This is a genomic window from Pigmentiphaga sp. MLSB6-MA01 (assembly GCF_058793475.1).
Map to the genome: position 1 here is coordinate 238,856 of NZ_JBXAFV010000011.1, position 7,313 is coordinate 246,168.

A 7,313-nucleotide genomic window follows, 5' to 3' on the forward strand; every position below is an offset into this window, starting at 1 on the left:
TCCTCACGAAGCCGAGACAGCGGCTTGGCCGTGGCGGCGCTCGTACGACGTGCCGAACTCCCGCGTCTGGCCGAACACCTCCGGCAGCGGCCGGCCGTTGGGCAGGGTCAGCCAGGCGCGCAGCAGATGCCGGCGGCGGGCCGGCTCGTCATGGTCCTGGTACTTGGTGCGGGCGTGCAGCACGGAATAGTTGTTGCCGATCTGGATATCGCCCGGCTCCATGCTGAAGCTCAGCTGGACCTCGGGATCATTGCAGATTTCCTCGACCAGCTCGATGGCCTGGGCCTGGGCATCGGTCCAGCGCGGCACGCCGGGCAGGTCCTGCGCCAGCTTCAGGTAGCGGCGCTTGTACAGGGCGCTAAGCCGGCCTTCGAAGAAGTTCAGGATGGGCACGGTCTGGATACGCAGGCCGCCGCGGTGCTGTCCGCGCGTGTCGAAGTGGAACGGCTCCTGCAGCACGCCGGCCAGGTCCGGCCGGCGCCGCAACACCTCGTTGTACAGCGCCGCGACACTGACCAGCTTGCTGACGCCGCCGGACACCGCGGTGCGCAGGCACAGCAGCATGAACGCATCGCCGCCGTCGTTGTGGAAGGTCAGCTCGTCATCGGTCTGGTAGCTGCGCACCGAGTTGTCGTTCGACACCTTCATGCCGGTATTGGTCACGCTGTGCATGCGGTTGCCGGCGCCGTCCTGCTCCTGCGGCTCGCCCAGGTGCACGGACAGGCCCCAGAACAGCAGCCGCGCCTCGTCGTCCGTGTAATCGGCGATGGGCAGGCCGCGCAGCAGCGCGAAGCCGCGCCCGCCTTCCAATTCCGCGCGGACCTGCTCCAGGCGCGCGGCCATGCGCGGGATGGGGAAGTCGCGGGCTTCGAATCCGGTCGGCTTCAATCCCTTGGCGCGCGCCGCCGCCGTGGCCTCGGCCAGTTCGCGGGCCTCCTCCGGCGCCAGGCGCCAGATCCAATCGGTCGTGCCCGCCAGGCTGGTGCCGCTCCACACTTCGGGACCGGTGATCGGTGGGGTCGTTCGGGCGTTCATGTCGTCTCCTCGATGATTGTAAGTTTTGAACATCTTAACATTGTCGACAATTTAGAGGAAACCTCGCCGTGAGAAACGCCCGTCCGGGCGCCCCGGCCTACACCGTGCCGCTGTCCTGCAACAGACGCCGTATCTCCCGGCTGTTCTCGTCCAGCCGGGCGCCCCACAGCCGCTCGGCCTCGTCCGCGTCGCCCTTGCGGATCGCCTGCAGCGACTTGCGCCACAGGGCCAGCGAACGCTTGCGACGCTCGACCGAGCGCAGGCCGAGCCGGGTATAGCGCGACATCTGCAACGACAGCGATGTGATCAGCGTGAACAGGCGGTCGTTGCCGCTATGGGCGGCGCAGCACAGCGTGAGACGGGACAGGGTCTCGCCGAAGGCATCGCCGCCCGCCGGATCCTCGGCCAGCGGCGCGAGCTGGGCCACGCCCGCCTCCAGGATCGCCACCAGTTCCGGCGATGGATGGGCGGCCACCCGCCGGGCCACCACGCGGACCAGGGCCTGGCGCACTTCCTGCAGATCCTCGATTTCCTTCAGCGACAACTGCGTGGCCTGCGCCCCGCGGCGGGGATGGATGCGCACGATCCCTTCCTTCTCCAGCAGCCGCATCGCCTCGCGCACCGGGCTGCGGCTGACCGCGAACTCGTCGGCCAGGTCCTGCTCGCGTATCCATTCGCCCGGTTCGATGGCGGAATTCAGGATGCGGTCGCCCACGTGGGCGGCAATCTGCTCCGGCAGCGTCAGGGTCTTGGACTGCCCCAGCAGCCAGCGGAAACTGGTCGCGCTGCCTTCGTCGTTGGATTGCAGGAATGCGGAAGATCGGGTGATAGCGGACGGCTCCATCGAATGCCCTGGTTGGTTGTCTGCGTCTGGCAAGCGGGCAGTATACGGCGCGGGCACGGGCCGCCCGGCCGCGAGGCGCATCATCTATTGCTGAAATCAATAGTTCCGCCGTCTCGAAAATTGCGGAGAGTCAGCGTTCCTCCAGATCCAGGGGGATGGCACCTACATTAATTTCATTAATAACAAGCCTTCTCTCCCAACGATAGTTCCCCGGCGCGACCCTCATTAGACTGGCGTCGGACACTATGACTGCGCGGCGGCCACGTACCCGGCGCAGGTGGAGAGACATGGACTACACCATCACCCTGCATCCCAGCGGACACGCCTACGCCTGTCCGCCCGGCACCCCGGTCCTGAAGGCCGGCCTGGACAACGGGCTGTTCATGCCCTACAGCTGCCGGTCCGGCATCTGCCGCACCTGCCGCGCCACCCTCGTCGAAGGTCGGGTCGACTACGGCGACGTCCACCCCAGTTGCCTGGACGAGGACGACAAGCGCCAGGGCTACGCGCTGCTGTGCAAGGCCACGCCGCTGAGCGACCTGGTCATCCGGGTGAACGAGCTGGACCCGGCCGATGCGATCCGTTCGAAATACATGCCGGCCCGGGTCCTGAAGATGGAACGTGCCGCCGACGACGTGATGATCGTCACGCTGGGGCTGCCCATGAACGAGCCCACCCTGTTCCGCGCCGGCCAGTACCTGGACATCCTGCTGCAGGACGGCACCCGCCGCAGCTACTCCATCGCCAGCGTGCCGAACAACGAAGGCGTCCGGCAGGTCGAGCTGCACATGCGCCACCTGCCCGGCGGACGCTTCACCGATCATGTGTTCGGCGCGATGAAGCTGCGCGAGATCCACAAGCTGGAAATCCCGCTGGGTTCGTTCTTCCTGCGCGAGCACGGCGACAAGCCCATGATCATGCTGGCCTCGGGCACGGGCTTCGCCCCCATCAAATCCTTGATCGAGCACGCGCTCGAGCGCGGCATCCGCCGTCCCATCACGCTGTATTGGGGCGGCCGCAGGCGCGGCGACCTCTATCTGCACGACCTTGCGCAGTCGTGGGCCGACCGGCACGATCACGTGCGCTTCGTGCCGGTGCTGAGCGAGCCCACGCCGGACTGCGCCTGGACCGGCCGTACCGGCTTCGTGCATCGGGCCGCGATGGAAGACTTTCCGGACATGTCCGGCCACCAGGTCTACGCCTGCGGCGCGCCGGTCGTGGTCGACGCGGCGCGCCGCGACTACGTGGCGCGCTGCGGCCTGCCGGAGGACGAATTCTTCGCCGACGCGTTCCTGACCGCGGCCGACAAGCGCTGACTTCCGAACCCACGCCTTGGAACAAGGAGACATCATGCTGCCCGACAATTGCAGGGTCGATACGCCGGCCCACGACTCCGTGGTCAAGCCCTTCTGCCTGGGCCACGGCACGCTGGAGTGCTATAGCCTGAAGGCCTCGCGCCGGTTCTACGAGGAATTCCTCGGGCTGGAGTGCGTGCGCCACGGCAAGCCCGCCATGGCGGTGCGCCTGGCCATGCGCTTTCACATCATCTGCGTGGAAGTGGGCGACCAGGTCCACCCCGCCAACCTCCTGAACCACTGGGGCCTGGACCTGCCCAGCCGCGAGGCCGTGGACCAGGCCCACGCGGATGCCGTGCGCCTCCAGGACAAGTACGGCATCCGCCAGGTGCTGCCGGTGCAGGACATGCACGGCGTGTACTCCTTCTACCTGGAGGACCTGGACCACAACTGGTGGGAGCTGCAGTGCTACGACAACGGCTTCCAGCACGACGATCTGTTCGACTTCGGCGACCGCTTCTCGATGGACGACGCGGCCGACATCGGCTCGCTCGAAGAACTCAAGATCCGCAACCAGGGGGACGCATGATCCAGCTCGTGACCTTCCTGCACGACGGCCAGAGCAGGACCGGCCTGCTCCACGAGGGCAACATCTACGCCTCGCCGCGCTATGCCCGCGTGCAGGACGTGCTGGACGACTGGCCGCGCGCCGACGGCAAGCTGGCCGTGCTGGCCAGCGACCTGCCCGGCCGCGAGCCGGTCCGCGGCGCCACCCTGCTCGCGCCGCATCCCCACCCGCCCACCATCTACTTCGCCGGCGCCAACTACCGCGACCACGTCGAGGAAATGCAGCGCGAGCTGTCCATGCCGCTGGAGATCGATCCCAAGGGCGCGGGCCAGTTGCCCTGGCACGCCATCAAGGCCTCGGGCACCACCGTGGTCGGACCCGACGCCCGGGTGCGCGTGCCGCGCGGCGCGCCGCTGCTGGACTGGGAACTGGAACTGGGCGTGATCGTGGGCAAGACCGCCAAGGACGTGGACGTCGACCAGGCGATGGACCATGTGGCCGGCTACGTGGTGGCCAACGACCTGTCGGCGCGCGGCCATTTCGGCCGGCCCGGCGTGCAGGACGGCTCGCCCTTCAAATGGGACTGGATCGGCCAGAAATCCTTCGACGGCGCCTGTCCGCTCGGCCCCGCCATCACGCCGGCGCGCTTCGTGCCCGACCCCATGAACCTGGCCATGAAACTGTGGGTGAACGACGAGCTGATGCAGGACTCCAATACCTCGCGCATGCTGTTCGGCATCGCCGACCAGATCGCCCACCTGAGCTCGCGCCTGACGCTATTGCCGGGCGACCTGATCCTGACCGGCACGCCGGCGGGCGTGGGCGCGGCGCGCAAGCGCTTCCTGAAACCGGGCGACGTCGTGCGGCAATGGATCGAGCACATCGGCGAATTCCGCTTCACCATCACGGAATGAATCCGCGCGCCCGCTCCCGCCGCTCAGGGCCGGAAGCCGATGCCGTCGATGCAGTCGACCACCTGCGCCCGGAACCACTGGCTGGCCGGATCCTTGTGGAAACGGTCATGCCAGTACAAGGCCACCTCGAAGTGGCCCAGCGGCAGCGGCACCGGCTTGACCGCCAGCGGGAAATACTTGCACAGCTCCACCACCAGCGACTCCGGGCAGGTCCAGATCAGGTCCGAGTTCAGCACCAGGTGCGGCGCCGCCAGGTATTGCTGCATGCGGACCTGGATCCGGTCGCGCGCGCCCACCTCGTTCAACGCACGCTCCAGCAGGATGTGGCCGCTGCCCGCGTACTCCACCAACAGGTGCTGCTGGGCCACGAAGCGCTTCTGCGTCAGCTCCTGCCGGGCGATGGGATGGTCCCGCCGCATCAGGCACAGGTAGCGCTGCTTGAACAGCACCTTCCTGTGGATGTTGCGTTCGAGCGCCGGCAGGTAGCCCAGCGCCACGTCGATGCGGCCGGTCGACAAGCCCTGCACGGTCTCGTCGATGGGCGCGAACACGACGTTGAGCTTGACGTCCGGCGCTTCCCGGGCAATGCGGGTAAACAGGCTGGGAAGCACCACCACCTCGCCCACGTCACGCGTGCGTATCGTGAACGCGCGCCCGGACTGCGCGGCGTCGAACGACGACAGCATGCCCGAGGTCTTGCGTATCGTATTCAGCGATTCGAGCAGCGCGGGGGCGATCTCGGCCGCCAGCGCCGTGGGTTCCATGCGGCGGCCGGCCAGCACGAACAGCTTGTCCCGGTACTCCAGGCGCATGCGCTTCAACGCGCTGCTGACCGCGCCCTGGGTCACGCCCAGATTCTCGGCTGCGAGCGTGACCGATCGATCGCGCCACAACGCCTCGAACACATACAGCAGATTCAGGTCTTTCATGTCTCGGCCCAGGAAGAACTATCAACTCTGCTAATAGTTTGGAATCACCGCTGGCCCATGGATGACGGACCGGCTGGCGTGGATACTCATCAACCAGTGGCACAACTATAAAGCAGGGTGATGCCTGATCCGCAGGCATGCCGGCCAGACATCCGAAAAAAGGGAGACATTCATGCGACACACTCTGGCATTGACCCTGGGCCTGGCCGCCGCGGCCGCCTGCGGCCCGGCGGCGGCCGACCTCCGGATAGGCTTCCTGGCCACCTTGTCCGGCCCGTCCGCCGACGTGGGACAGGACCAGTACGACGGCTTCATGCTGGCCGTGGAACAGATGCAGGGCAAGCTGGGGGGCATCGCCACCCGGGTCATCCGCGAGGACGACCAGATGAAGCCCGAGGTCGCCGTCCAGGCATTGACCAAGCTGCTGGACCGCGACAAGGTGGACGTGGTCACCGGGCTGACCTACGCCAATGTCCTGATGGCCTTGCAGGGCAAGATCGCCGGCACCGACGTCCCCTTCATCGGCTCGGTGGCGGGCCCCTCGCCCACGGCCGGCGCGCAGTGCAAGCCCAATCTTTTCATTACCTCGTGGCAAAGCGACACCACCGCCGAGGCCATGGGCAAGTATCTCCAGGACACCGGCGTCGACCCCATCGCCATCCTCGCCCCCAATTTCCTGGGCTCCAAGGACAAGGTCACCGGCCTGAAGCGCTTCTACCGCGGCAAGGTCGCCCAGGAAACCTATACCCCGCTCACCCAGCTCGATTTCTCGGCCGAGCTGTCCGCCACCGGCTCCTCGGGCGCGAAAGGCCTGTTCGCCTTCTTCCCCGGCAGCCAGGGCGTCGGCTTCGTGCGCCAGTACCAGCAATTCGGCATGCTGCAGAAGCTGCCCATGTACTCGGTGCATACCGTCGAACCCGGCAGCGTGAACGCCATGGGCAAGGCGGGCATCGGCGCCATCGTGGCCGAATCCTGGCAGCCCGGTGCCGACAACGAGCAATCACGCCGCTTCGTCGCGGCCTTCGAGAAGAAGTACAAGCGCACCCCGACCTCCTACGCCGCGTTCAGCTTTGATGCCGCGATGCTGATCGATGCCGCCGTCCGCGCCCGCGCGGGCGACGTGTCCGACCGCCGGGCGCTGGCCGCCGCGCTGCGCGGCGCGCCGTTCAAGTCGGTGCGGGGCCCCTTCCGTTTCAACCGGAACAACTACCCCATCCAGAACTACCACATCTATCAGGTGGTGGAAGGCGGCGGCGGCAAGCCCGCTTTCAAGGTACTGGTGCCCAACGTCCTGGCCGACCACGAGGATGCCTACGCACGCGACTGCGCGCCCAAGCCGGAAGGCGCCTGAACGTCGCGCGCGGGCCGTCCCAGGGGCTGGCTCCTGGCCTGTGCGAGGTGCCTTTTGGCGGGAACCGACGCCAGGCTGAATTGACATTCGTTTTCTTGACCCGGTCTTGTCCGGGGCACCGGGGCCGGGGGGCGGGCGGGTCGCAGCGAAGCCGGTCCCGGCACCCCAGACAAGACCTGCACCGTTAGTCACTTAGCCCCGTGAGTTTCAGCACGATCGTCTTGTTCGATAAGAAAAAAACTTGCCATCTCTGGACCTGCGATCGTCACTCATCACTGTCGGTAGTCCTTGATCGGTGGGGTGGGGCGGCCCGCGGTGGGGCGCATTCGGAGCCGCCGGAGTTGGCGCGGTTGGCGGGGAAGCAAGGGCGTGCATGT

General features: G+C 67.0%; 7 protein-coding genes. 4 read left to right on the forward strand and 3 right to left on the reverse strand.

Annotated features, from left to right (window positions below):
- Positions 1–3: 3 nt before the first annotated feature.
- Positions 4–1,035: a TauD/TfdA family dioxygenase gene (locus tag AC1Q6E_RS19080; RefSeq protein ID WP_152799804.1), complete on the reverse strand. Its 1,032-nt coding sequence runs from the start codon at positions 1,033–1,035 to the stop codon at positions 4–6.
- Positions 1,036–1,132: 97 nt separating this feature from the next.
- Positions 1,133–1,879: a GntR family transcriptional regulator gene (locus AC1Q6E_RS19085; protein WP_296555114.1), complete on the reverse strand. Its 747-nt coding sequence runs from the start codon at positions 1,877–1,879 to the stop codon at positions 1,133–1,135.
- Between the two features lie 287 nt (positions 1,880–2,166).
- Here AC1Q6E_RS19085 and AC1Q6E_RS19090 point away from each other — a divergent pair, with 287 nt between their 5' ends.
- Genes AC1Q6E_RS19090 through AC1Q6E_RS19100 form a run of 3 tightly spaced genes read left to right on the forward strand, consistent with a single transcriptional unit; the run spans position 2,167 to position 4,656 of the window.
- A complete protein-coding gene (locus tag AC1Q6E_RS19090) occupies positions 2,167–3,195 on the forward strand; it encodes a CDP-6-deoxy-delta-3,4-glucoseen reductase (RefSeq protein WP_152799800.1) in 1,029 nt (342 codons plus the stop codon).
- Between the two features lie 34 nt (positions 3,196–3,229).
- Positions 3,230–3,763, forward strand: coding sequence for a VOC family protein (locus tag AC1Q6E_RS19095; RefSeq protein WP_152799798.1), 534 nt, complete (start codon positions 3,230–3,232; stop codon positions 3,761–3,763).
- Positions 3,760–4,656, forward strand: coding sequence for a fumarylacetoacetate hydrolase family protein (locus tag AC1Q6E_RS19100; protein ID WP_492573292.1), 897 nt, complete (start codon positions 3,760–3,762; stop codon positions 4,654–4,656). The genes AC1Q6E_RS19095 and AC1Q6E_RS19100 overlap by 4 nt, the downstream gene beginning before the upstream one ends.
- Before the next feature lie 23 nt (positions 4,657–4,679).
- On the opposite strand, the gene AC1Q6E_RS19105 is transcribed toward AC1Q6E_RS19100, so the two are convergent.
- The gene (locus tag AC1Q6E_RS19105; RefSeq protein WP_296555117.1) at positions 4,680–5,585 is read right to left on the reverse strand and encodes a LysR family transcriptional regulator; all 906 of its coding nucleotides are present in this window, start codon (positions 5,583–5,585) and stop codon (positions 4,680–4,682) included.
- Between the two features lie 172 nt (positions 5,586–5,757).
- On the opposite strand from AC1Q6E_RS19105, the gene AC1Q6E_RS19110 reads away from it, so the two are divergent.
- The gene (locus tag AC1Q6E_RS19110) at positions 5,758–6,936 is read left to right on the forward strand and encodes an ABC transporter substrate-binding protein (RefSeq protein ID WP_152799792.1); all 1,179 of its coding nucleotides are present in this window, start codon (positions 5,758–5,760) and stop codon (positions 6,934–6,936) included.
- Positions 6,937–7,313: the final 377 nt, after the last annotated feature.

Coding starts and splice junctions, on each gene's coding strand:
- AC1Q6E_RS19090 (WP_152799800.1), top strand. CDS start 2,167: ATGGACTACACCATCACCCTGCATCCCAGCGGACACGCCTACGCCTGT.
- AC1Q6E_RS19085 (WP_296555114.1), bottom strand. CDS start 1,879: ATGGAGCCGTCCGCTATCACCCGATCTTCCGCATTCCTGCAATCCAAC.
- AC1Q6E_RS19110 (WP_152799792.1), top strand. CDS start 5,758: ATGCGACACACTCTGGCATTGACCCTGGGCCTGGCCGCCGCGGCCGCC.
- AC1Q6E_RS19095 (WP_152799798.1), top strand. CDS start 3,230: ATGCTGCCCGACAATTGCAGGGTCGATACGCCGGCCCACGACTCCGTG.
- AC1Q6E_RS19080 (WP_152799804.1), bottom strand. CDS start 1,035: ATGAACGCCCGAACGACCCCACCGATCACCGGTCCCGAAGTGTGGAGC.
- AC1Q6E_RS19105 (WP_296555117.1), bottom strand. CDS start 5,585: ATGAAAGACCTGAATCTGCTGTATGTGTTCGAGGCGTTGTGGCGCGAT.
- AC1Q6E_RS19100 (WP_492573292.1), top strand. CDS start 3,760: ATGATCCAGCTCGTGACCTTCCTGCACGACGGCCAGAGCAGGACCGGC.